This is a genomic window from Aeromonas sp. FL131 (genome assembly GCF_049860615.1).
Classification (GTDB): Bacteria; Pseudomonadota; Gammaproteobacteria; order Enterobacterales; family Aeromonadaceae; genus Aeromonas; species Aeromonas hydrophila.
In genome coordinates this window covers 1-20,662 of sequence record NZ_CP187597.1, presented here as the reverse complement: position 1 = coordinate 20,662, position 20,662 = coordinate 1, and the positions used below count along the sequence as shown (strand labels likewise).

24 protein-coding genes are annotated in these 20,662 nt (G+C 66.2%); 4 read left to right on the top strand and 20 right to left on the bottom strand.

Features of this window, described 5'->3' with window-relative positions; all coding sequences use genetic code 11:
- Positions 1 to 76: 76 nt before the first annotated feature.
- Positions 77 to 643 carry a GNAT family N-acetyltransferase gene (locus ACPW75_RS25535; RefSeq protein WP_225522023.1) on the bottom strand — a complete coding sequence of 189 codons (567 nt, stop codon included), beginning with the start codon at positions 641 to 643 and terminating at the stop codon, positions 77 to 79.
- A gap of 185 nt (positions 644 to 828) precedes the next feature.
- Between ACPW75_RS25535 and ACPW75_RS25530 the strand changes: the two genes are divergently transcribed.
- On the top strand, positions 829 to 1,428 hold the full coding sequence (locus ACPW75_RS25530) for a TetR/AcrR family transcriptional regulator (RefSeq protein WP_225522024.1): 600 nt from the start codon (positions 829 to 831) through the stop codon (positions 1,426 to 1,428).
- Positions 1,429 to 1,452: 24 nt separating this feature from the next.
- Positions 1,453 to 2,040 carry a cytochrome b gene (locus tag ACPW75_RS25525; protein ID WP_225522025.1) on the top strand — a complete coding sequence of 196 codons (588 nt, stop codon included), beginning with the start codon at positions 1,453 to 1,455 and terminating at the stop codon, positions 2,038 to 2,040.
- A 233-nt stretch (positions 2,041 to 2,273) separates the two neighbouring features.
- On the opposite strand, the gene ACPW75_RS25520 is transcribed toward ACPW75_RS25525, so the two are convergent.
- The 10 genes from ACPW75_RS25520 to ACPW75_RS25475 form a co-directional block, all read right to left on the bottom strand.
- Positions 2,274 to 4,268: a DUF3363 domain-containing protein gene (locus ACPW75_RS25520; RefSeq protein WP_425904493.1), complete on the bottom strand. Its 1,995-nt coding sequence runs from the start codon at positions 4,266 to 4,268 to the stop codon at positions 2,274 to 2,276.
- Positions 4,269 to 4,692: 424 nt separating this feature from the next.
- Positions 4,693 to 5,268: a S26 family signal peptidase gene (locus tag ACPW75_RS25515; protein ID WP_023123540.1), complete on the bottom strand. Its 576-nt coding sequence runs from the start codon at positions 5,266 to 5,268 to the stop codon at positions 4,693 to 4,695.
- Positions 5,265 to 5,828, bottom strand: a complete 564-nt coding sequence (locus ACPW75_RS25510; RefSeq protein ID WP_023123541.1) for a DUF2840 domain-containing protein — start codon at positions 5,826 to 5,828, stop codon at positions 5,265 to 5,267. Before ACPW75_RS25510 ends, ACPW75_RS25515 begins: the two co-directional genes overlap by 4 nt.
- Positions 5,825 to 6,109, bottom strand: a complete 285-nt coding sequence (locus ACPW75_RS25505; protein ID WP_023101676.1) for a hypothetical protein — start codon at positions 6,107 to 6,109, stop codon at positions 5,825 to 5,827. Before ACPW75_RS25505 ends, ACPW75_RS25510 begins: the two co-directional genes overlap by 4 nt.
- Positions 6,106 to 6,744, bottom strand: coding sequence for a ParA family partition ATPase (gene parA, locus ACPW75_RS25500; RefSeq protein WP_016452353.1), 639 nt, complete (start codon positions 6,742 to 6,744; stop codon positions 6,106 to 6,108). Before parA ends, ACPW75_RS25505 begins: the two co-directional genes overlap by 4 nt.
- 253 nt (positions 6,745 to 6,997) lie before the next feature.
- On the bottom strand, positions 6,998 to 7,855 hold the full coding sequence (locus ACPW75_RS25495) for a replication initiator protein A (RefSeq protein WP_023101678.1): 858 nt from the start codon (positions 7,853 to 7,855) through the stop codon (positions 6,998 to 7,000).
- A gap of 26 nt (positions 7,856 to 7,881) precedes the next feature.
- Positions 7,882 to 8,163: a helix-turn-helix transcriptional regulator gene (locus ACPW75_RS25490; protein ID WP_003107109.1), complete on the bottom strand. Its 282-nt coding sequence runs from the start codon at positions 8,161 to 8,163 to the stop codon at positions 7,882 to 7,884.
- Positions 8,164 to 8,274: 111 nt separating this feature from the next.
- Positions 8,275 to 9,045, bottom strand: a complete 771-nt coding sequence (locus ACPW75_RS25485; RefSeq protein WP_023101679.1) for a DUF7011 domain-containing protein — start codon at positions 9,043 to 9,045, stop codon at positions 8,275 to 8,277.
- A 54-nt stretch (positions 9,046 to 9,099) separates the two neighbouring features.
- On the bottom strand, positions 9,100 to 9,279 hold the full coding sequence (locus tag ACPW75_RS25480; protein WP_071560086.1) for a hypothetical protein: 180 nt from the start codon (positions 9,277 to 9,279) through the stop codon (positions 9,100 to 9,102).
- Positions 9,280 to 9,388: 109 nt separating this feature from the next.
- Complete coding sequence (locus ACPW75_RS25475) at positions 9,389 to 9,739, bottom strand: DUF2958 domain-containing protein (protein WP_023101680.1); 351 nt, start codon at positions 9,737 to 9,739, stop codon at positions 9,389 to 9,391.
- A gap of 242 nt (positions 9,740 to 9,981) precedes the next feature.
- Here ACPW75_RS25475 and ACPW75_RS25470 point away from each other — a divergent pair, with 242 nt between their 5' ends.
- Positions 9,982 to 10,278, top strand: a complete 297-nt coding sequence (locus tag ACPW75_RS25470; protein WP_023101681.1) for a helix-turn-helix domain-containing protein — start codon at positions 9,982 to 9,984, stop codon at positions 10,276 to 10,278.
- 358 nt (positions 10,279 to 10,636) lie between these two features.
- On the opposite strand, the gene ACPW75_RS25465 is transcribed toward ACPW75_RS25470, so the two are convergent.
- Positions 10,637 to 10,951, bottom strand: a complete 315-nt coding sequence (locus ACPW75_RS25465) for a DUF736 domain-containing protein (RefSeq protein WP_023101682.1) — start codon at positions 10,949 to 10,951, stop codon at positions 10,637 to 10,639.
- An 826-nt stretch (positions 10,952 to 11,777) separates the two neighbouring features.
- Here ACPW75_RS25465 and ACPW75_RS25460 point away from each other — a divergent pair.
- Positions 11,778 to 12,296 carry a GNAT family N-acetyltransferase gene (locus tag ACPW75_RS25460; RefSeq protein ID WP_023101683.1) on the top strand — a complete coding sequence of 173 codons (519 nt, stop codon included), beginning with the start codon at positions 11,778 to 11,780 and terminating at the stop codon, positions 12,294 to 12,296.
- A 128-nt stretch (positions 12,297 to 12,424) separates the two neighbouring features.
- On the opposite strand, the gene ACPW75_RS25455 is transcribed toward ACPW75_RS25460, so the two are convergent.
- The 8 genes from ACPW75_RS25455 to ACPW75_RS25420 all read right to left on the bottom strand — a co-directional run bounded on the left by ACPW75_RS25455 (position 12,425) and on the right by ACPW75_RS25420 (position 20,479).
- Positions 12,425 to 12,634: a hypothetical protein gene (locus ACPW75_RS25455; protein WP_023101684.1), complete on the bottom strand. Its 210-nt coding sequence runs from the start codon at positions 12,632 to 12,634 to the stop codon at positions 12,425 to 12,427.
- Between the two features lie 63 nt (positions 12,635 to 12,697).
- The gene (locus tag ACPW75_RS25450; protein ID WP_023123543.1) at positions 12,698 to 14,764 is read right to left on the bottom strand and encodes a ParB/RepB/Spo0J family partition protein; all 2,067 of its coding nucleotides are present in this window, start codon (positions 14,762 to 14,764) and stop codon (positions 12,698 to 12,700) included.
- A 75-nt stretch (positions 14,765 to 14,839) separates the two neighbouring features.
- Complete coding sequence (locus ACPW75_RS25445) at positions 14,840 to 15,670, bottom strand: DUF932 domain-containing protein (RefSeq protein WP_023101686.1); 831 nt, start codon at positions 15,668 to 15,670, stop codon at positions 14,840 to 14,842.
- A 719-nt stretch (positions 15,671 to 16,389) separates the two neighbouring features.
- Positions 16,390 to 16,668: a hypothetical protein gene (locus ACPW75_RS25440; protein ID WP_023123544.1), complete on the bottom strand. Its 279-nt coding sequence runs from the start codon at positions 16,666 to 16,668 to the stop codon at positions 16,390 to 16,392.
- Between the two features lie 65 nt (positions 16,669 to 16,733).
- The gene (locus ACPW75_RS25435; RefSeq protein WP_023101688.1) at positions 16,734 to 17,084 is read right to left on the bottom strand and encodes a DUF2958 domain-containing protein; all 351 of its coding nucleotides are present in this window, start codon (positions 17,082 to 17,084) and stop codon (positions 16,734 to 16,736) included.
- 279 nt (positions 17,085 to 17,363) lie between these two features.
- Entirely contained in the window at positions 17,364 to 17,873 is a 510-nt protein-coding gene (locus ACPW75_RS25430) for a JAB domain-containing protein (RefSeq protein ID WP_023101689.1), read from the bottom strand.
- Between the two features lie 345 nt (positions 17,874 to 18,218).
- Positions 18,219 to 19,283, bottom strand: a complete 1,065-nt coding sequence (locus tag ACPW75_RS25425) for a PDDEXK nuclease domain-containing protein (protein ID WP_425904492.1) — start codon at positions 19,281 to 19,283, stop codon at positions 18,219 to 18,221.
- Positions 19,280 to 20,479 (bottom strand): tyrosine-type recombinase/integrase, encoded by a 1,200-nt coding sequence (locus ACPW75_RS25420; protein WP_023101691.1) that lies wholly within the window; start codon positions 20,477 to 20,479, stop codon positions 19,280 to 19,282. The genes ACPW75_RS25425 and ACPW75_RS25420 overlap by 4 nt, the downstream gene beginning before the upstream one ends.
- Between the last annotated feature and the right edge of the window lie 183 nt (positions 20,480 to 20,662).

The following is a 20,662-nucleotide window of genomic DNA, read 5'->3' as shown; positions in this document are numbered from 1 at the left end:
ACGATTCCCGACGAAGATAAGAAGAGGTTGTCAGGCCCACGGATCGTGGACGAAATGCGAAGCGCTGTACTGGACGTCAGGGGCACATCGAAGGCCGCGCTCCCGTGTTGACGATTGCCGGTGACCACTCGCGCCGAAGAATGGCGTACTGCATGGTGTTCTCATAAACCGGATTCCCATCGCCATCGTTCCTGAAAGAGACGAACTCCTTGAAAACCCCTTCCTGCCGCATCCCGAGCCTCTCGCACAGCCGCTGAGAGGACGTGTTCGTGTCTTCCACGTAGGCATACAGCCGACGCGCCGCCCGCTGCGCAAACAGGTGAGTGAACAACGCCGTAGCGGCTTCATGGGCATAGCCTTTCCCGCCGAAGCCAGGATTGAAGTTCCAGCCGACTGAGAAGGTATCGCCTTCTGGTTCAGCGAACAGGTCGCCGATGAGCTTGCCGGACGTGAGCAAACACACGGCGATGCTTTTTTCGTCCGTGCTTCGCTCCAGCACTTCGCGCTCGGCGTCTCTGATATCTGTGAGCGCGAGCGACAGAAAGCAACTGGACACGGGCTCATGCAGATACTCGAAAAGATCCGCTGCATCCCGTTGGGCAAAGCGCCTCAGAACAAGGCGTTCGGTTTCAATGACTTCCATTTGATTCTTTTCTCTTGTTTGGGGCCGTAAGCGCCATGATTGTCGTCATCAGTGCAAGTAATCGACCTTGAGACTGATTGAGGACGGACAGCAGCCTGTAGCGGCGGGCCATATTTGATTTTATTGACATACGTCGCGCATGTCAATTAACATGCACGACGTATGTCATTTGAGAAGAACAGTACATGACGCAGCCGCAACGTCGCACCCGCTCCAAGATGATCGAGGAAACCCGAGCCAAGCTGGTGGCAACAGCGCGGCACGCTTTCGCCACGCAAGGCTTCGCTCACACCTCAATGGACGACTTCACCGCGGAGGTCGGCCTAACTCGGGGCGCGCTATATCACCATTTCGGCAACAAGGAAGGGCTGCTGATTGCGGTCATCGAGCAGATCGAGGCCGAGGTCGGCGAACGCCTGCAAGCCGTCTCGGACGCCGCACCTTCACTTTGGGAAGGATTCCGTCGCCGTTGCCGCACCTATCTGGAACTGGCGTTAGAGCCAGAAATTCGCCGGATCATCTTGCAGGATGCGCGCGCCGTATTCGGCGATGTGCCCCAAGCCGCGCAATCGGTCGGCGTTGCGGCGCTGCAAAGCTCGCTGGACGGGCTGATCGCGGAAGGCGGCGTGGCACCACTCCATACCGGTGTGACCGCCCGGATGATCTACGGCGCGGTCACCGAAGCGTCATTCTGGATCGCCGAGTCGGAGAGCGACCATGAGACGCGCCTTTCCCAAGCGCTCGAAGGCTTGGAAAGCCTGCTGAGCGGCCTGCTTATCCGCTGACCGCAGCTTCCTCGGAGACACTCAATGCAATGGCGCAACACCCCAACCCGCTTTGGCGTCCTCGCCAAGTTTCTCCACTGGACGAGCGCGGCCGCGTTCATCGCAGCCTATATCGTCGTCTACTACGTCATTTGGTTCATGGACGACACCTCGCCAGAATCCTGGCCAGTGCTCAACATCCATTGGGCACTGGGCGTACTGGTGGGCTTCCTCGTGCTGCCTCGGCTGCTGTGGCGGCTGCTGGACGTGCAGCCCGAAGACCCACCGGGATCAAAGCTTGAGCACCGGCTCGCGCATATAGCGCATTGGGGACTGTACGGCCTGTTGATAGCGATGCCGCTGACTGGCTATCTCGGTACCGGCGCGCCGACCAACTTCGGCCTGTTCAGCGTGACCGGCTTCAACGAGACGGCGCTGTTCTCCTGGATCAGCAGTACCTACGATTTGAGTTATGAAAAGTTTGAGGCGCCAATCGATGCTGTTCATCACTTCTTGGGAAAATGGGTTGCCTGGGTCGTTGTCGGCCTGCATGTAGCCGCCGCGTTGGTTCACCATTGGATTCGCCGCGACAACGTATTGGTACGCATGTTGCCAGGAAGCCGAATGCCATAGTGCCCGGCATCAAGCGATATAGGTCGACTCGCAGATATTTGGGAAAGCCAGTCTTTCGCGCCGGAGAATTCGCCTCTTCATGAGAAAGCGCTCGCAGTCACCCGGTGCTCAGTGCTTGTTCCTCAATCCAGTCCATGAACGCTTGAACTCCTGACCGCTTCACGATACCCGGTGATGTCGCAACGGAGTACGAGAAGCGCGCAGGCCAGAGCCTGTACGCAGCAGGTAGTGTTTTAACCAACCGACATGCCACGCCGCCGCCCGACTTCCCACGACACCCCGCCGCCGCGCACTAGTGCCGCAAGCTGCTGACCCAGCCGCTGCTCGATCACCGGCTTCCACGGCACCAGGCTGAACCCCATGCCGTCATTGAGCATCGCATAGCACCCGCTGGCGAGCATGACGCTGCGACGGTAGATGCCGGCCACGCGCTGACCGTCGGCGACGGGCCGATACTCCAGTCCGGTGTCGGCGGCAATGTCCTTGGCGGCTTGCGCCAGTTCCCGATTGCGCAGGGTTTCCAACAGGTTCCGGGCGAGGATCACGCGCTGCCCGCGCCGCTCGGCCAGCCCCTGTTCGGCCAGGAAGTCGGCGCGCTGTTGCAGGGTGTTCTTGACCTCGCCGCCAAAGCCCAGGTCGCCCAGTCCCTTGCCGCCGCCGATCAACTGCTGATCCAGCCAGGTCGCTCCGATCACCCGCGCCTGCCGCTCGATGGGCAAGTGCGATTTCAGTTCCACGGCCACGTCGCCCAAGCGCTGCGCATCGTAGCGGCGGCCCTGCTCGGGCAAGTCGTCCGGCACCTTCCACAGCCCCTCGGCGACGCGCTCCACGATGCCGGCCCGGCGCAGGGCTTCCAGGCGGTGGACGTGGGCCGCCACGACTTCCTGCGGATCGCGGCCCGGCACGGCCTGACCTTGTGCAATGGCGAGATGATGGTCAGTGCGGTACAGGCCATCGCTCGCCAGCGCGGCGATGTTTTTGTCGGCCGCGCGCATGTCGGCCGATCCCTTCACCGCCACCACGGCGCCGGTCGGATAGTTCGCCAGTTCATCGCGGGCGTTGAGCGCGACGTAGTGGGCCTTGCCGTCCACGCCGTCGATGACCAGATAGCCGCGGTCGTGCAGCTCGTCGGCCAGCCCCTTGGCAGCTACCCGACCGACGATGGTGCGGCCGCTTCCATCTGCATTCTGGCCCGGCTCGAACACCGCCAGTTCGCGCGGCTCGCCGCGCATGGCCCGCTGCATGGTGCGGATGATGTCGCCACGCTCGCCCAGGGCGCGCAAAGTCTTCTCTGCATCGGCATGGACGGCCCAGGTGCCCGGCTGCGTCTCGTCGGCCAGGCCCAGGCGCTGCAAGCGTTGCAGGCGGCCGATCAGCAGCAGGCGCTGGCGTTGCAGTCGTGGATCGTTGAAGCATTCGATCTGCACTTGGCCATCGTCGCCCAGCTCACGCTTGAGTGCGCGATCCAGGCTCGTCCACCGCTCTTGCTCCACCTCGCGCTGTAAGGTCTGCTGGATCTCCAGCTCGGTGCGCGGCCCCAGCCATTCGGTCGCCAGTTCGGCGGCGCGATGGCGGAAGCCATCGGCGATGTAGTCGCCCGCGATGATGAGGTCTTTGCCGGTGTCGTCGCGCCCGCGCACGACGATGTGCGTGTGCGGGTTGTCGGTGTTCCAGTGATCGACGGCCACCCATTCCAGCCCCGTGCCCAGGTCGGCCTCCATGCGGCCCATCAGGTGCCGGGTGTAGGTGCGCAGGTCTTCCAATTCCGCGCCATCCTCGGGCGAGAGGATGAAGCGGAAATGGTGCCGGTCGTCGGCGCAGCGTTCCTTGAACGCATCGAGGTCGGCTTCGTCGGTCTGCGGCCCGTAGGCTTGCCCCGGCTCGCCATCGCGCCCCACGCCGTCGCGCTCGATGTAGCGCAGGTGCTTGGCGAGCGACTGCGGGCTGGCCTGGCGCTGGTTGACCAACAGCGTCTTGATGGTCACACGCCGAGACATGGGCGTCAGCTTCGCGCCCGCGAAGCGCGCCGCCGTGTGGCCGCGTCCCAGGCGCGAGCCGGGCCGGTGGCCGGTTCCGGTGCCCTTACCACTGCCGCCAGGACGGCGCACCGTGAACTTGCCGCCGCTGGCCTTGCCCGCTTGCTTGAGCACCTTGGAAACGAAGCTCTGGCCCCGGTTCTTCGGCGCGCTGGGACGGATGCGGAAATCATCGTCGCGGCGGTCGGTCATGGCTGTGCTCCCTGCAAGCTCTGGCGTGTCCTGTCGTGCGAAGCACGCGGACATGCTTGCATCGGCGCGGGCCTCGCGCCCCACGCGGCACGGCGGCGAAGCCGCTGCGTGCCGCGCCACCCCCACGTGCAGACTGGCTTTGCGGGCCGACAGGTGCCGCACCCTTTTGTCTTGCCTTCCGCCTTTGCCCCTCGCTGTCGCTCCGGGCGTCGGCGGCCCGGCGGCCCTGTGCTGCTTGCAGCCAGCGCGCCGGCGAACGCGGCGACGGCCGCAGGCCGGCAGCGTTCGAGGCAAGACGCCTGCACATGGGAAGGCGGCGCGAAGCGCGGCGCGGATGCGCTCGCACTGCACGCGCGATGACACGCGGAACACCACGGGATCGACACGCCTGATAGCACGATGATGCGCAGCGAATCGGCGGCGATCATGGGCGCTTCTCCAGCCAGACCGGGTGCGCGACGCCGATCACGGCGGATGCGGCAACCGGCCCGAAATACCGGCTGTCGAACGACGACGGGTTGGTCACGCTCAACAGGAAAAGCTCGCCGGGTTCAAGGCGGCGGCACTGCTGCCAGGATGGCAGCGGGCGGCCCCAGCGGTCGGCGAGCAGCGCGGCGGCCAAAGGCACGCCGTCGATGCGGACGATGCCGCCAGCGATGCACACCTCCTGCGGCGCGACGGCACCCACGCGCTTGAGCAACGGCACGCGCGCCGGCAGGTAGCCGCGCTGCGCGGCCAGCGCGGCGGCGTCTGGCGGCAGCGTGGTCAGCACGATGGAGCCGACGCGCGGCGCATCGGGTGGTGCGATGCGATACCAGCCCACCGGAACGCTGTCGGACGGGTTGTAGATCAGGCGCGGCATCGGATGCACGAAGGACGCCCAGGCGAGCGCAGCGAGGCCGCAGGCGGCGAAGCCCGCGAGCACGATGCGAGCGCGCAGGCGCGAGCGAGGACGCGGTGCCTTTCCAGTGGTGTTGGCGCCAGTGGAAACGGCGGTCATGGCAGCACCCTCCCGGCTAACCAGGCGGCGTGCCGCTCGGCGGTGTACTCGGGCAGCGGCAGGCGCGCGGCGAGCCGGTTGGCGAGCGTGCGCCAGTACGCAGGCGAGACGGCGATGGGCGCGATGCCCAGCGCCTCGATGGCGTCGATGCGTTCCAGCACGGCGCGCACTTGCCCGTCGCCCTCGGCGTGCAGCAGCAGGCGCGCGCCCGGCTGTACGCCGGGGATGCGCTGCGCCGCGTCCAGCGGCGTGCAGGCTTGCATCACCATGAGCTGCCAGCGCACGGTGCCGTAGTCGTTGGCCTGCCAGCGGATGCGGCAGAACACCGCGCCCGGCAGGAACACCGCGCTGCGCCGCCAGCGGTCGAGCTGGTGCGTGCACGCGGGTTCGCCGAAGCGCAGGTAGAGCTTGAAACGGGCCTCGATGTAGGCCAGCGCCACGCGCGTCAGCGGCGCGCTGGCTGGCTGGCCGGAAGGTGCGATGAATGATGGCTGTGGCGCAGCCGTGGCCGTGGCCGCGACAGCGGCAGGCGCGGCGGCTAGTGCAGTGGATGCAGTCATGGTGTGTTCTCCCTGCGGTTCTCGGGAAACTCCCGTTCCAGCAGGCCGCGCAGCAGGTCGGCCACGGTCACGCCTTGCGTGAAGGCAGAGACCTTGATGCGCGCCCGCATGGCGGGCGTGATGTCGAGGGTGAGGCGGGCCGTGTAGAGGTCGCCCTTGCCCAGCGCGTCGGCGTCGCCCTGGCGAATCCACGCCTCGGCGTGCGGATTCGCAGGTGGACGCGCGCCGATGCCGACGCGCTTTGCTGCGCGCTTGCTGTTCGGTGGTGGCTTCGCGGTCATGTCGTCCACCGCAGCAGTTCGTCCACGAGCGCGGTGATTTCGCGCGCGGCGGCGCTGTCCGGCGCCGTCTCGCGTGCAAGCCGGCCAGCGGCCACGCTGTCGGCGAACACGATGCGCTGATGCACTTCCGCGCGCAGCGCAGGAAGCGGCTGATCGGCGAGCGCCTGGCGCGCTTCGCGCCCGATCACGGTGGTACTGACACGCCGGTTGATGACGAAGGCCGCGCGCAGCGCAGGCCGAAAGACTTGCGCCTCGCGGATCAGCGCCACCATCTCGGCGCTGGCCCACAGGTCGTAGGGGCTGGGCTGCACCGGGATCAGCACGCGCTCGGCCGCCAGCAGCGCGGAGCGCGCCAAGGCGGCGATGCGCGGCGGGCCGTCGATGACAACGTGATCGGCGCGGCGTGCCAGCTCCGGGGCTTCCTGATGCAGCGTTTCGCGTGCGAGGCCCACGGCGCTGAAAAGCCGTGGCAAGCCTTGCTGGCTTCTGCGCTGTGTCCAGTCGAGCGATGACCCCTGCGGGTCGGCGTCCAGCAGCACGACGTGCTGGCCGCGCATTGCCAGTTCGCCGGCAATGTGGGTGGCGAGCGTGGTCTTGCCCACGCCGCCTTTCTGGTTGAGCAGCGCGACGATCATGGCCTGGCCCTTCGTGTTGGAAAGCCTGGCTGTTCCTGCTGCGTTGGTGGCCGCGTGGCGGTTGTCCACCGCAGCGGCGTTTCCCTACTACAAGTTAGAGAAATTAAGTTAGGGAAGTTAGAGGGCGCGCAAACCCAGTGCTGGCGCGGGTTTGCGGCCGATTGGCACGCCTGATAGCACGATAGTCCCACGCCTGATAGCACGATACCCCGCACGCCTGATAGCACGACACTATTCACAGGCTCTCCCGGAGTTATCCCCGTGCCGTATGCGGCACGGGCCGGAAGGTCAGCAGCTCGGCGCCGCTGTCCGGCATCCGCTCGATGCCCAGGACGTAGCCGGGCAGCGACTGCCGCGCGACGAGCGCGCGCAAGTCGCAGGCGAAGTCGTAGGGCTTGGCGGTGCTGCCGGATTTCTGGTGCAGGTAGCGGAAGTCGAATTGCCAGCCGTATGCCTGCTTGCCGCCGTGCTTGCGCACCAGGCGGTACAGCCACCGCTCGATGCCGCCGGTCAGCCGGAAATACGCCGGGTCGATGGTCAGCACCAGGGCCGCATTCAGCACGCCCGTATAGAACCAGTCCGGCAAGATCAGCTCGATGCCCAACGGCGTGCCGCTGGCATCGGCCAGTTCCTTCCATTCGTTGATCCACGAGAAGCGGTGCAAACGCCGCCCGGTTGTCTCGCGGATGGACGTGGCCACCGTGGTCGATTGCAGGCGATCCAAGGCCGCTTTGAGGCGCTGGTAGTCGCGCAGCGACTTGCCGCGCCCGACGAAGCGCAGGATCTCGTAGGGCGTCGCGCGGATCAGCCGTGATGGCCGCAGGCCCGCATCCTTCGCCTCCACGATCTGCGAGGCCGCCCAAATCAGCACGTCGGCATCCCAAATCGTGGCGATGCCATGCTCCTGCGTGCCTTCCACGCGGATCGTGACGTTGCCCGCCCGGAAGTCGATGGGCTTGACCCGCTTGGACTTGGCGAGCGAGAAGAACGGATAGGCCATCAAGTCCTGGCTGTCGCGCGGTGCCATGTCGCCCGGCAAGGCGCGGAACAGGTCGAGCTGTTCGCGTTCTTGCGGGGGCCGCTGCCGGAATGGCAGCGCGGAGATGGACATGGCTGTGGCCTGGCGCGCGCCAGCGATCAGCGCGCACGGCTGTCCGCCGAGTGGTGCTCGGCGTACTCGGGATCGGAAGTCGTCTCGAAGCTGCGGTCGGCCGCCCAGGCGTCGAGGTCGGCCACGGCGTACATGACGCGCCGGCCGAACTTGCGAAAGCGCGGGCCGCCGCCGATCACGCGCTGCTTTTCCAGCGTGCGCGGCGACAAGCGCAGGTACTCGGCGGCTTCGTCGTTGGTGAGGTAACGCTGCGGCTGCGCGGCAGCGGTCGAGACAGTGGCGGCAGGCCGCAAGGGAGCTGGTCGCATGGGATGAACCTCCATCAAGCCCGGCCACACCACGCAGCCGGATGAAGGCACTTTCAAGAAAGCGAGGCTTCTTGCTAAGGGACGAATTGCAGGGGCTGCGAAACGTCCCCCCTACTGCAACGGCAGTGGCGGAAGCTGTGCCAGGCGGCGATAGCCGCCGCGCATCAGCGCATCGCCACGGCGCACCAGCCGACGCACGCGGGCGCGCAAGGCGCCGTCCTTGTGCCAGTCGCCCGCGACGGTATCGGCGCCGAACAGCCCTTCGGCCACTTCGCGCAAGGACGCGCCCGCCAGGGTCGCGTCGAGCGCCTGCAAGGTGTGCAGCTCCAGCAGTGCGGCAGGCGTGGGCCGCGAACGGGCCGCCGCCGCAGGCGCGGCAACCGTGGCGGCAGCCAGGGCGTCGAGTTCCGCCGCGAGCGTGCGATAGCGCGTGCAGGGCGTGGCGCAGGCACGAGTGGCGTAGAGGTAGGCCACACCGTCCTCCAGGCCCGGCGCGAGCGCGAGCCGCAGGCAGCAGCCGGGCCAATGCGCCACCAGCACCAGGCGCTTGCCATCGTGGATCAGTTGCTTGCGGCCAGGAACGCGCCAGAACTCGAAGGCATGGGCTTCGGGTGGCGGGTCGGCGTCGGGATAGAGCTGCACCACGGCATCGTGGTCAGGGAACCAGGCCGGATGCGCTTCGCGCGCATCCAGGGCTGGGTTTTCCAACAGGCGCAGGCTCCAAGCCTGCGCCGCGTCCGGTCGGCGGCGACGGCGCAGCCAGTCGCGGCGGTAGTCGGGATTCCTGCGCAGGTATTCCCAGGCCAGCGCGGGGCCATCGAGGTGCAGGACGTAGAGATAGGCGGCTGTCGGATACCAGTGGTCGGCGCTGCGATCAGTCATGGCGAAAGCTCCCTGTGCTTGGGATGCGTCGCCACGATTTCCGCGATGCGGGAGCTATCGAAATGCCATCAGGTCATCATCAAAAACGGTTAAGCTGTAACTGTCGGTGTCAAGACCGTTTGGCTCCGGCGTGTTGGGGAAATCGTCTGAATGCGACGGCTGCGCCACCCGGAAATGGTGCGCGGCACCGGATACCGTGCCGCAGCCCGCGCCAAAGATCAGGACTGTTTGCATCAGACTGGCATCGCTTCGGTGCATCAATGCCGATTCAGACCTACCCGGTCTTGACCAAGACTGAAATAGTCACAGTGCGCCCCGGCTGGCCGGGCCGCGCTGGCGTTCATCAGTCCGTGATCGCGTCGTTCTCCTGCGCCAGCCGGACGTACTCCGACAGCGGGCGCACCGCCTGGAAATACCGATCCCGCTGCAACGGCAGCTTGCGCGGCCCGACGATGCCGGCCAGGTCGGACAGCCTGACCGTCCCCAGCGAGGGCATGCCGATGCCGAGGTCGATCAGGCCATAGGCCGTATCGCCATCGGCGGGGTCGAGCGACACCAGCAGCCAGGTCACATGCGCGTCAGGGGTGAACAGGCGCACCACCGGCAGCGGGTCGAGGCGCTGACCAGCGGCGAGCGCCGCGCCGTGGGCCAGCAGCCGGGCGCGTTCATCAGCGGTGACAAGCGGCAAGGTCATGGGCAGAACCCCCACGGAACCGTGCATGCGTGTGGAAGCACGGATGCACAAGCCATCGCATCCGTAGAAGAACGCAAGCGCGGAAGCGCAATTGCAGGAAGCCGGAAAGACACGGATGCGATTCCCCGGTTCTGTGGAAATCCGTAAATGCGGATTTCCGTAAAAGCACGGAACAGCGATTTTTTGGCAATGAGTTAAAGATAACGTGGTTTTAATTGTCCTGCGATTTGACGCTTCTGTCCATGCAGAAGCGCTCCGTCCAACCTGGCCGCCCGGCCGGTGCCACCACCTTCGATGCCGAACTGGCGCAAGCCTTCGGCGCGGCGGTGCGCGCGCTACGGACGGAACGAGGGATCGCGCAGGAATCGCTGGCACACCTGGCCGGCATCGAGCGTTCGCACATGGGCAAGGTCGAGCGCGGCGAACACATGCCCACGCTGGCGCTTATCTTCAAGATCGCCAGCGCGCTCGAATGCAGCACGGCGGTGCTGATGAGCGAGGCTGAAAGCCAGCTCGCAGCAGCAGCGGCCCAGCCGTAGGCGCCGGCCCGGCCGATCCGGCGCAGGCCGGTTCGGCGGCGCTCAAGGGGTGCCAAGCGCAGCGCGGCGGGGATAGCCCGCAGGGCTTTCCCCTGGAGGCAAGCAAAGCGCGCAGCGCCGCAGGCGCGAAGGCGTGAGGGATTGAAGCCGAATGGCCGTGACGACAACGACGGCACGGGGCGCAGCCCGAAAGCCCGGCGGCGCATCGCGCCGACACGCCATGCCCTGACCGACGGCACCAACGCAGCTTCCGCGTATGGAAACGCAACCTGCTATGGATTGCTGCTTGCCGCTGCCAGGTTTGGGGCGAAGAAACAGCGCAGCGACCCGCCGTGTGGCGGGGCGCTGCGGGCGGCGGTCACGCCGCCTGGGGCTTGCTGCGCGACCAGATCAGGTCGTGCGTGCCGTCCTCGCTTTCGATCAGGCGGGCATAGACCGTGGCTGGGAACGATGGATCGTCGAGGGTCACGGAGATGTACTCCCGCCCGGCCTCGCTGGTCTTCTTCCACGCCGCGCCGATGTCGTGGCTGGCCGCCTGCAAGCGGAAGTCAGGGGCTTTCTCGTTGTCCCCCTTGTCGTTGGGAACCAGCTTGGCCTTGACGTTGAGCGTCAGGGTGCGAAGCGTGCCGGTGAAGCCGTCTTTTTCTGCGGTGAAGGTGCCGATGTTGGCCATGATGTTTTCCTTTCGGTTGAACAAGGTTCGCGCCCATCGCGTCCTTGTTGTGATCCGGCCGGCGGGGGACGGGCTGGCTGCACCGCTTGCGGTCGAAACGCAGTGGAGAGCCGGGAGGCGAAAAGAATTTGCTGCGCGAGGAAGCCGCGCAGCGGCGGGGAAATTGTTTTCGAAGGACGGTTGCAGCCATGAAGCCCGAGGCGCAGCCGCGCCACCGCCAGGATTCACAACGAGACAAGGACGCCTTGGGCCGAACCGCTCCGAAAGGAGATGGGGCCGGCTCGGCATCCCCGCATGAAGGCTGCACCGGCTCGCCCGCTGACGCGGGCCAGGTCAACCCCCCGACGACACGCGAGAACGCCCCTGCCGCACCTTGCGGTGCCGGTCTTGAGGCGTGGCGTGGAAGCTCCATAGCGATGCCGGAAAGGCATACCGTGAACTGGCGTGAACCGTCCTTCGTGACGTGATGGGTACGAACCGCCAGCGTTGAGGACGGCCTGCATTTGCACAACCTGCCGCAGCAAGCGCCAGCGTGTTCGCCAGTGCCGCGCCCATCGCGGTGGGGCGCTGGCCGGGCCGATCCGGCGTAGGCCGGTTCGGCGGTATCAAGGGGTGCCAAGCATCGCGCGGCGGGGATAGCCCGCAGGGCTTTCCCCTGGAGGCAAGCGCAGCGCGCAGCGCCGCAGGCGCGAAGACGTGAGGGATTGAAGCCGAATGGCCGTGACAGCGAAGTCGGCACGGGGCGAAGCCCGCAAAGCCCGGCGGCGCATCGCGCCGACACGCCCAGGCCGTTCTATGCTCTCAGGAAGAAAACCAAGACCAGTCCATGACCCTCCAGCTCCGACACGAAACCCCGGACGACGTTGCCGCCATCGAGGCAGTCACGGTGGCCGCCTTCGCCGATGCACCACATACCAGCCACACCGAGCAATTCATCGTGCGGGCCTTGCGAGCCGCCGGCGAACTGACGCTTTCCATCGTGGCCGAAGAACATGGCCAGGTCGTCGGCCACGTCGCGCTGTCGCCGGTGACGATCACCGATGACCACGGGCGAGAGGCCCAAGGCTGGTACGGCCTGGGGCCAATCTCCGTCCTGCCGCCAAGGCAGGGAAACGGCATCGGTTCGCGCCTGATGGAACAGGCGCTGTCCGAACTGCGAGCCATGCAGGCCGCAGGCTGCGTGCTGCTGGGAGATCCCGCGTATTACGCGCGCTTTGGTTTTGAGGCCCATGCGGGTCTGCAACTGCCGGGCGTACCGCCCGGCTACTTCATGGCGCTGGCTCTGCACGGGCCAGTGCCGGAAGGCGTCGCGCACTACAGCGATGCCTTCAACGCCGCCGCCTGAGCGAGCGCGAAGGCGGCGGCGTTCTGATTCGGCTGTTGGCCTTGAACACCGGGCGCGGCCACCGCCGCGCCCGGATTTGCATTTCACCGCGCCCAGGACGGAACGGCCTGGGCGCGGTGCTGTTCGGGTTATTTCTTCGTCTCGATGAGCCACCATACGGCACGCGGCAAGGCGCGGCCCGTGATGGGGTGAATGTCGGTCAGGTCGGCACGGGCTAACCAGCCCGAGGGCGGGCGGTAGCCGCGCACGTCGCCGTCGCCGTGCCAGCGGCGGGCGCGTACCGCGCCGGGGGCGTAGATCGCCGCCATGCGTAGGCGGCTGGTGGTGGTGTGGGTCATGGGGCGTTCTCCTTCAAGCGAAGCGCCCCGGTTCAAGGCCGGGGCGCTTGCCATCGGCGCAGGTCAAGCGGCCAGCGCCACGGCGGGTTCATCCGCCAGTGCCTCGGCATCCTCCGGGGCGTCATCCTGCGCCTGCGGTTCTGCCTGCGTGGCTTCCTGCGTGCCTTCGGTGGCGAAGATGGCGGGCATCCATCCGGTTCCATCCGCCAGCCGCTCGGCTTCGCTGGCAATGTCGGCCTTCTTCAACTTCGCCAGCCGGGTGACGTGCGACGGTGCGAACTGCTCAACGGCTTCCAGAATCGCGGCCTTCGGCACATGCCGGAAATAACCTTCATTGGATGGCTTCCACCACGCGGCCATGTCCAGCCCCACGGCCTGCGCCAGTTCTTCGCCCGGCTGCTGCCGCGTGGTGCGGGGTGTCACCACGTCCACCGTGACGGCCACGCATACCGCCAGCAGCCGCACCAGTTCGTCTTGCGACTTCGCCAGCAGCGCGGCGAACAGTTCGGCGCTGTCCTCGGGCAAGGCTTCGCCCGCCACCTGTTGCAGTTCGCGCAGCGCCACGGCGGCGGGCGATTCCGGCCAGTCCGGGGCCATGCCTTCCAGCCGGTCTTGCACTTTCAGGCTCACGCCCAGCGGCAGATCGTGGCCGTAGTGGCTTTCCTGCAAAACGGTCTGCACCATGCCATGCACCAGCGCGGCCAGCGCCACTTGCGGATGCCGTGCCACTTCGATTTGCAGCGCGGCGGTGCGATGGGCGCTCAACCGTTGCGCCAGCCGGTCGGACATGGCGGCGGTCTTGGGCTGCCCTTCGCTGTCTCCGTCTTCGCCTTCGTCGTCGTTCACGGCATCCTCGCCGCTGAAACCTTGGCGCAGGCGTTCCAGCGTGCGCAGCGCCTTGGCCTCGGCCTCGCGCAGCAGGCCGCAATGGATGACGGCCTGCCCGTTGCGGTCGATGGTGACGATGGCACCGGCTGCGGCCTTCACGGTCGGGCTGTAGTCCTGCAAGCCATCTTCCAGCGCCTGCAACTGCTCGCCCACGGCTTCGCCTTCTTCCTGCAAGGCATCGGCCTTTTCCTCGTCGTCGACGTCCAGCGCGTCATCCACGGCTGCGGCCAGTTCCTGCATCTTGGCTTGCAGCTTTTCGATGCGCTGCGCTTCGCGCTTGGTCGGTTCGCGCCGCTCCCTCGGCGCACGCTGGAAGGCGTGCAGGTCGGCATGGGTCACGCCCGGCGTGGCATCTACCCATGCCCAGCCTTCGGCCTTCACTTCGGCGGCGATGCCCGCCAGCCGGTCTTGCGCCAGCCTGTCCAGCAACGCAGCATCGGTCAGGTACACGCCCGCGTCACCTTCGGCGAACAGGTCACGGCGCACGCCACCGCCTGCGGCCTCGTAGGTGTCCAGCCCGACGAAGCGCACCAGCGGATGCCGGTAGGCGTCGATTTCCCTTTCGGTGAGGCGGTCGCGCAGCGCGGACGGCTGGCGTTGCCATGTTGGCGCATCGTAGAAGGCGACTTCCTGCGCGGTGTGGTCGTCGGTGATGGCCAGGGCCATCAACTGGTCAAGGCTCACGGCTTCGGCGCGGTAGTCGGCCAGCAGGCGGGGCGATACGTTCGCCAGATTCAAGCGGCGCTGCACCACCAGCGGGGACACGCTGAAATCCGCTGCAATGTCCTCGATGGGTCGGCCTTCGGCCACCAGCGCGGCGAATGCCTCGAACTGGTCTGCCGGGTGCATCGCTTCGCGCTGCACGTTCTCGGTGAGGCTGGCCGTGCGGGCGGTGCCATCGGCCACCAGCAGGCAAGGCACCTCCCATTCCTTGCTGATGCGGTGCTTCTTCGCCAGCAGCTTCAACGCGGCCAGCCTGCGGCCACCGGCCACGACTTCGTAGTGCTCGCCATCGGCGGATGCAATCACGATCAGGTTTTGCAGCAGGCCCACGCGCTGGATGCTCGCGGCCAATTCGGGGATGGACATGCGCGGGGTCTTGCGCACGTTGCGGCCCGTGGGGCGCAGCACCAGCCGCGACAGCGGAACCAGAATCAGGTTCTTGGTCGGGTCGGCGGCTTCCAGCGGGACAGCGGCGGCGGTGTTGACGGCGCGGGCTTCGGTGTAGGTGATGGCGTTCATGGTGGTTCTCCAATCAAGTGAAACAAGGGAATGGAGGGGAAACCGCCCCTCCGGCGGGTGAAACATCGGAAGGGGTCAGGCTTTCAACTGGCGCAGGCCATCGGCCAGCATCCAGAGGGCGCGGTTCAGGCGCACATCGGAATCAATGCCCTGCACCGGGCGGGTTTGCTGGCGGCGTCCGTTGGCGCTGCGGCCATGCAATCCGCCTTTGGTCAGGTTTTCTTGCGTGCGGTTGAACACGCTCCACAAGTCCGGGCGGCGGTCGTCGAACCGGCGCGGCATCAGGATTTGCGATTCGGTGATGGGCGCGGGCTTGTTGTCGGTGGGGTCGTACTTGAGGGCCAGCGCGGCGCGGGCGAACACTTCGGCCTCGCCTTCGTCCAGCGTGATTGCGCGCATGGCATCGCGGGAATCCTTCACCCGGTCGAAGCCGCGCAAAACTTCGTAAGCGCCTTCGATGACGTGCCCGGAAACGTCGCCCTTGTGGGGCACGCGCACATCGGCCACGGTGTCGCCGCACACAAGGCCATTGCTGCACACGAACCGGAACATCCCGGCCAGCATCTGATAGCTGCTCGTGCCATCGTGCGAGTTCAGCAGCACGATTTCATTGGCCTCCGCGCCGTTGATCTGGCTGGCGTGGCGCAGGCGAATCATGTGCTTGGTGTGCTCGCGCTTGCCTTCGTCGCGCACGCGGGTTTGCGTCACCATGAAGGGTTGAAACCCCTCTTTGCGAAGCTCGGTCAGCACGGCAGCGGTGGGGATGTAGGCGTACCGCTGCGAACGGCTTTCATGCGGCGCGTCCGCGAAGATGGACGGCGCTACGCGGTGAATCTGGTCATCGGACAGCGGGTAGTCGCTGCGCAGCGAGGGGGAACGGGAAGCGAATCGGGATGCGAGTTGCATTTCATTTCTCCTGACAAAGAAAAAAGGGTTTGCTGTTCACACCGCACACCGGATTCCTAGATTCGGAGCCCAGCCTTTCGGCTGTTTGGTGCGGTCGGCGAGAGGAACCCGGTTGGCCCTGTTGCCACCGTCTTTCCTGAGTTCATCGCCCGCGACGGTCAGGAGCGCGCGAACGTGTGCCGTCAAGGAGGCAAGCGCAGGGTTGGTGCGGCCCGCAGGCGCAGCCGAGGACACGGCCCTGCGCGCCTTGACGGCACACGGGCGCGGGCTACAGTCGCGGACAAGGTGATGAAGTCAGGGGAGACGGCTGGACATGGCAACGGCCTTCCCCTTGCGCTGACCGCACGGCAAGCGAAGCGCGCAGGCCCGAAGCTGGAAGCCGGGCCGGAGGCGTCAGCCGAGCGGAGCGAGGGAACGATGGAAGCCCGACAGGGGCGAAACCCCGAAGGGGGTTTGATGCGCTACGCGCACGACAGCGCGACCGGCCATCTCCCAGGTGGCCGGGGACGCCCAGCCTTCAAGGTTCGATGAGCACCAAGCGCACTACGCCCCACACATCGGGAAGCGGGTTCTGCTGTGGCTGCGGATTTCTGGCCGATCCGGCGCAGCCGGTTCGGCGGTCTTTAGGGGTGCCAAGCCTCGCGCGGCGGGGATAGCCCGCAGGGCTTTCCCCTGGAGGCAAGCGCAGCGCGCAGCGCCCCGGAAGGGGCGCGAAGGCATCAGGCCGAGTCGTCAGGGCGCAGGCTGGATTGCGCAACCGGCATCCACGGCGCTGACGAATCGAGGTAGTAGCGCATACCGCGCGCATACAGCCCCGAAGGCTCGGTCGGGCGGTAGAACCCGTTGATGCAGCTACGGAACTGCACGCCGTATTCGTTGGTGTAGATCACCGCGTCACCGATCTTGAAGCGCAGCGGCTGGCCGTTCTCCGGCGCGAACGGCTTGAGCGCATCATGCTGGGCGGTGATTTCGATGATGTAGTCGTGATGGCTGCTCATGGCATTGATCTCCTGTGATGGTCGAAAAAGCGCAAGGAGCGCCTTGCGGCGCTCCAAGGGCGAAGTCAGACGACGATTCGCCCGGCCAGCCGCGCATCACGCGCATAGCCGCTTAGACGCTTCTCTGCCCGGAAAGACAGGTCGCGCTCGATCGGCAGGCCCAGCCCGCCGCGCACGCTCGCCAGCTCGTCCAAGCTGACCCAGCCGATTTCCGGCTCCCCCAGGCCCAGGTCGCAAAGACCAAAGGCGTGGTCGTGGTCGTCTGGATCAATCTCGGTCAGCAGCCAAGTCGCGCCGCCGTCCGGCGTGAACAGCTTGACCACTGGAGCCGGATCGAAGTCCGGGTTCTCCAGCGATGCGCGGCCGTTGGCCAGCAGCACGATGCGCTGCTCGGTAGTGATGAGTAGGTTGTTCATGGTGAACTCCTGAAAGGTTGCCGGGCGGAATTGCCCGACCCTTCCGGGGCACGGCGCAGCGCAAGCAGTCAGGGGTCAACGACGGCCGCCAGGACGCAAGCGCCATCGGCGCGCAGCCCTTGACGGCGAGAACGCCGTGGCACGATGAAGGGAACAGCAAGACCGCCTCCCTCACACCTCCACGCACCCCGGCTTTCGGCAAGTGCGCAGCACGCGCAGGCCCGCGAGGGCCGGAGTTGCGCCACCAGGCGCAGCAAAAAGGGGCCGAAGCCCCCAAGGTCAAATCAGGCCGCGTTCGGCGAAGGATGCCGTGCTGTTGCCCGCGACGATGACGTGATCCAGCACGCGCACGTCCACCAGCCTCAGCGCCTCATTGAGCCGCTGCGTCAGTACCTTGTCGGCCTGCGACGGCTCGGGATTGCCGCTCGGGTGGTTGTGCGAAATGATGACCGCCGCCGCGTTGTGCCGCAGCGCTTCCTTGACCAGCTCGCGCGGATACACCGATGCGCCGTCGATGGTGCCGCGGAACATCTCGGCGTATTCGATCAACCGATGGTGTGTATCGAGGAACAGCACCGCGAAGACTTCATGCTCGAAGCCGGCCAGCTTGGCGCACAGGTATTCCTTGACTGCCGCCGGCGATGTGAACGACGTACCGCGCTGCATCTTGCGCTCGATGGCCTGGCGCGCGGCGTCCAGAATCTGCTCGGCAGTCGCCAGCAGGTAGCGGCCCTGCGTGTCACGCACCATCAGCGAGGAATCGAACGAGGAAAAGGACAGTTGCGACATGATCGTGCTCCGGTTGCTCGGGCGGAATTGCCCGGAACCGTCGCCAGCACGGCGCAGCGCAAGCAGTCAGGGGTCGCAGACGGCCGCCAGGACGCAAGCGCGCATGGCGCGCGCCGCCCTTGACGGCGAGAACGCCGTGATACGGTGAAGGGAACAGCAAGACCGCCTACACCCCGCCCACTGCACACCCTCGGCTGTTGGGGCAAGCGGAGCGCGCAGGCCCGCCAGGGCCGGAGGCGTCAGTGATGGAAGCCCGCATGGGGCGAGACTCGCGCAGCGAGGCTCGATGCGCAGCACGACAGCGCGACGGCGGAACGCCGGGACGCCCGACTGCTGGGAACAGGACTACCCGCTATCGGTCTTGCGCTGCTCGATCTGCAACTGTGCCCGCTGCGTTGCCTGTTGCAACCGCTCCACCAGCACACCCCTTGGCGGCAAGGCGGTCAGGTACTCGGCGACGTGGATGCCCGACTTGTCCAGCTCCAGCAACTCGATCTGCTCGCGCTTCTTGCCGGTGCAAAGGATGATGCCCAGCGGCGAGGCTTCCTCCGGCTCCCGTTCGTGCTTGTCGAGCCAGCGAAGGTAAAGCTCCATCTGGCCCTTGTAGGCCGCCTTGAACTCGCCGACCTTCAACTCCACCGCCACCAGCCGCCGCAGCTTGCGGTTGTAGAAAAGCAGGTCGAGGTGGAAATCCTCGTCGTCAATCGGGATGCGCTTCTGCCGGGCCACGAAGCTGAAACCTGCGCCCAGCTCCAGCAGGAATGACTCCATTTCACGAATGATCGCGGCTTCGAGGTCGCTTTCCTGCCAAGTGTCACGCAGCCCCAGGAAGTCGAGAATGTACGGGTCGCGCATGACCAGCGCGGGCGACATGCGCTGCGCATCGCGCATCGTCGCCAGCTCCTGCGCGATCATCTCCCCTGGCTTCTGCGACAGCGCCGTGCGCTCGTACAGCATCGAGTCGATGCGCTCGCGCAGCGTTCGCACGCTCCAGCGTTCGGCGCTCGCCATCTGCGCGTAGTAGTCCCGCTGGAGCGGGTCTTTCAGCGGGATCAGGGCGATGAAATGCGTCCAGCTCAATTGTCGTATCAGTGATACGACAATTCGCTCGTCCGGGTAGGCGGCGGCGAACTGCACCATGCGGCGCAGGTTCTTGACCGCGAAACTGCCGCCGTACTCCTTGACCAACTGCGCCGCCAGGGTCAACACCACTTCCTCGCCGTAGTCGGCTCGCCGGCCCTCCAAGACCTGCGTGTGGATGCGCTGGCCGATGCGCCAATAGAGCATCGTCAACTCGCTATTCACCGCCGAGGCGGCGCGGCAACGCGCCGCCTCGATCAGTGCCCGAATGTCGCCCAGCAGCGCCGAAGGCGCTGCGGGTGACGCTACGGATGCCTTGCGCTGGTTCATGCCGCCACTCCTTCGGCCTGCCGTGCGCCAGTGATGGCCTGGCGTCGGCTGGCCACCAGCTCGGCCGCATCGCGCACCGGCTTGTCCTCGGTGTGGACGTAGTGCATGAACATCGCCACGGTCTTGTGGCCCGTCAGCTTCATGCCTACCTTGGTCGGTACGCCCGAATTGGCAATGTCGGTCGTGGAGCGGTGGCGGATGCCGTGCGTGCCGACATGCGGGACGCCAGCGGCCTTGAGTACCCGGCACCAGCCGCCATAGTGCTCGCCGAAGGTCAGGTGCCGGGCCGGGTCGTTGGGAGACGGCAGGACATACGGGCAACCCTCCCGGCGCGGGGCCGTCGAAAGCAGCCGATGGGCTTCCGCGCTCATGGGCTTGGAAAGGCCGCCGGTCTTGCTGTCGGGCCACACGACGCGGCGATTTTCCAGGTCGATCCAGCTCCATTCGAGCGTGCAGATTTCAGAACGGCGGCCAGCGAACTCGAATTGCAGGCGGATCGCCAGCGGGATGACGTAGTTCTCCAGCCCTTCGGCCTCCAGCTTCTCCAGTTGGCGAAAGATCAGCGCCAGCTCGTCGTCAACGATGAGCCGGGTTTCCTCGCCGGGCGGGAACATCGGAACGTGGCGGCACGGGTTCGTGCCGTCCGGGCGGTAGCCCCACACTTCGGCCAGGTTGAACATCTTGCGCAGCACGCCAAAGGCGTTGTTCGCCTCGGCCGGCTTGTAGGCGAACTTTTCCATCAACGCGGCAATGTCGGGCCGCTTCACGTCCTGCACTTTCTTGCGCCCCAGCACCGGAACGATGCAGCGGTCAATGACGGCCTGGTAGCCGCGCTGCGTGGTGGGCTTGTTGCGCTTCTTGGAGTAGTCCTCCATGAACTTTTTGCACAGCGCCTCCATCGTGGGCGCCTTGCGCGCCTCGGCCTTGGCGCCGCCGGGGTCGCCACCCCGGCGAACCTCGGCCAGCCAGTCCTGCGCCATGACGCGCGCCTGCTCCACGGTCAGTTCCCCGTACAGCCCCAGCGAGGGCTTGCGGGGCTGACCGGCGTTCGTGCGGTACTGGAGCATGAACACCTTGCGGCCCGCTGGGGTAATCTTGCACAGGAAGCCGGGCACTACGGTATCCCGCAGTTCGACGTCCTTGGCCTGGGGTTGCGCCGCCTCTACGGCGGTCTTGGTGAGCTTGATCTTTGCCATGATGACTCCTTGGAACGACCCGGTTCCAAGAGCCACATAGGAGCGGCGCGAGGGGAAACCGGGTCAAGTTTCAGAAAGCACCGGCATATGATGGACGCGCCTAAGTTATTGATAAACCTGCTGTATCGAGCTTCGGCGTAGTCCAGCGAAGTACCGGGCTGGAGTCATCGTCAAACAAAAAAG

Bases quoted from the DNA above. Each gene is read 5' to 3' on its own strand.
- ACPW75_RS25535 (WP_225522023.1), bottom strand. From the start codon at position 643: ATGGAAGTCATTGAAACCGAACGCCTTGTTCTGAGGCGCTTTGCCCAA.
- ACPW75_RS25530 (WP_225522024.1), top strand. From the start codon at position 829: ATGACGCAGCCGCAACGTCGCACCCGCTCCAAGATGATCGAGGAAACC.
- ACPW75_RS25525 (WP_225522025.1), top strand. From the start codon at position 1,453: ATGCAATGGCGCAACACCCCAACCCGCTTTGGCGTCCTCGCCAAGTTT.
- ACPW75_RS25520 (WP_425904493.1), bottom strand. From the start codon at position 4,268: ATGACCGACCGCCGCGACGATGATTTCCGCATCCGTCCCAGCGCGCCG.
- ACPW75_RS25515 (WP_023123540.1), bottom strand. From the start codon at position 5,268: ATGACCGCCGTTTCCACTGGCGCCAACACCACTGGAAAGGCACCGCGT.
- ACPW75_RS25510 (WP_023123541.1), bottom strand. From the start codon at position 5,828: ATGACTGCATCCACTGCACTAGCCGCCGCGCCTGCCGCTGTCGCGGCC.
- ACPW75_RS25505 (WP_023101676.1), bottom strand. From the start codon at position 6,109: ATGACCGCGAAGCCACCACCGAACAGCAAGCGCGCAGCAAAGCGCGTC.
- parA (WP_016452353.1), bottom strand. From the start codon at position 6,744: ATGATCGTCGCGCTGCTCAACCAGAAAGGCGGCGTGGGCAAGACCACG.
- ACPW75_RS25495 (WP_023101678.1), bottom strand. From the start codon at position 7,855: ATGTCCATCTCCGCGCTGCCATTCCGGCAGCGGCCCCCGCAAGAACGC.
- ACPW75_RS25490 (WP_003107109.1), bottom strand. From the start codon at position 8,163: ATGCGACCAGCTCCCTTGCGGCCTGCCGCCACTGTCTCGACCGCTGCC.
- ACPW75_RS25485 (WP_023101679.1), bottom strand. From the start codon at position 9,045: ATGACTGATCGCAGCGCCGACCACTGGTATCCGACAGCCGCCTATCTC.
- ACPW75_RS25480 (WP_071560086.1), bottom strand. From the start codon at position 9,279: ATGCAAACAGTCCTGATCTTTGGCGCGGGCTGCGGCACGGTATCCGGT.
- ACPW75_RS25475 (WP_023101680.1), bottom strand. From the start codon at position 9,739: ATGACCTTGCCGCTTGTCACCGCTGATGAACGCGCCCGGCTGCTGGCC.
- ACPW75_RS25470 (WP_023101681.1), top strand. From the start codon at position 9,982: ATGCAGAAGCGCTCCGTCCAACCTGGCCGCCCGGCCGGTGCCACCACC.
- ACPW75_RS25465 (WP_023101682.1), bottom strand. From the start codon at position 10,951: ATGGCCAACATCGGCACCTTCACCGCAGAAAAAGACGGCTTCACCGGC.
- ACPW75_RS25460 (WP_023101683.1), top strand. From the start codon at position 11,778: ATGACCCTCCAGCTCCGACACGAAACCCCGGACGACGTTGCCGCCATC.
- ACPW75_RS25455 (WP_023101684.1), bottom strand. From the start codon at position 12,634: ATGACCCACACCACCACCAGCCGCCTACGCATGGCGGCGATCTACGCC.
- ACPW75_RS25450 (WP_023123543.1), bottom strand. From the start codon at position 14,764: ATGAACGCCATCACCTACACCGAAGCCCGCGCCGTCAACACCGCCGCC.
- ACPW75_RS25445 (WP_023101686.1), bottom strand. From the start codon at position 15,670: ATGCAACTCGCATCCCGATTCGCTTCCCGTTCCCCCTCGCTGCGCAGC.
- ACPW75_RS25440 (WP_023123544.1), bottom strand. From the start codon at position 16,668: ATGAGCAGCCATCACGACTACATCATCGAAATCACCGCCCAGCATGAT.
- ACPW75_RS25435 (WP_023101688.1), bottom strand. From the start codon at position 17,084: ATGAACAACCTACTCATCACTACCGAGCAGCGCATCGTGCTGCTGGCC.
- ACPW75_RS25430 (WP_023101689.1), bottom strand. From the start codon at position 17,873: ATGTCGCAACTGTCCTTTTCCTCGTTCGATTCCTCGCTGATGGTGCGT.
- ACPW75_RS25425 (WP_425904492.1), bottom strand. From the start codon at position 19,283: ATGAACCAGCGCAAGGCATCCGTAGCGTCACCCGCAGCGCCTTCGGCG.
- ACPW75_RS25420 (WP_023101691.1), bottom strand. From the start codon at position 20,479: ATGGCAAAGATCAAGCTCACCAAGACCGCCGTAGAGGCGGCGCAACCC.